Origin of the sequence: Mycobacterium simiae (assembly GCF_008370645.1) — a bacterium.
Taxonomy (GTDB): Bacteria; Actinomycetota; Actinomycetes; order Mycobacteriales; family Mycobacteriaceae; genus Mycobacterium; species Mycobacterium simiae_A.
Genome location: NZ_VTZN01000571.1, coordinates 1 through 373 on the forward strand (window position 1 = coordinate 1; position 373 = coordinate 373).

Below are 373 nucleotides of genomic sequence, written 5' to 3' on the forward strand. Positions count from 1 at the left end.
ACCGGCGCCCCCGTTGCCAACCAGCAGGCCGGCGTTTCCGCCGTTGCCGCCCGCGCCACCTGCACTGCCGTTGCCGGCGATGACGTTGGTATCGGCCCCGCCACCGCCGGTTCCACCGGCACCGGCGGTGGCGGGGCCGAGGCCGAGGCCTTCATAGGTGGCTGTGGCTGCTCCGCCGTCGCCGCCGTCACCACCCGACCCGCCAGAGCCAGCACCGTCAGTGCCTGCACCGCCATTTCCGGCGAGGGCGTTACCTCCCTGGTTGGTGAGGGTCGCACTGCCGCCGGCCCCGCCGGCTCCGCCATTGGCGCCGACACCAGCCGCACCACCGGCACCGCCGTCTCCGGCGCGGACACCGGTCTGGCTTGAGTCG

1 pseudogene is annotated in these 373 nt (G+C 74.5%); it reads right to left on the minus strand.

The features are described from left to right. Positions 1-373, minus strand: a pseudogene (locus tag F0Q45_RS28445) (PE family protein); the annotation flags it as partial.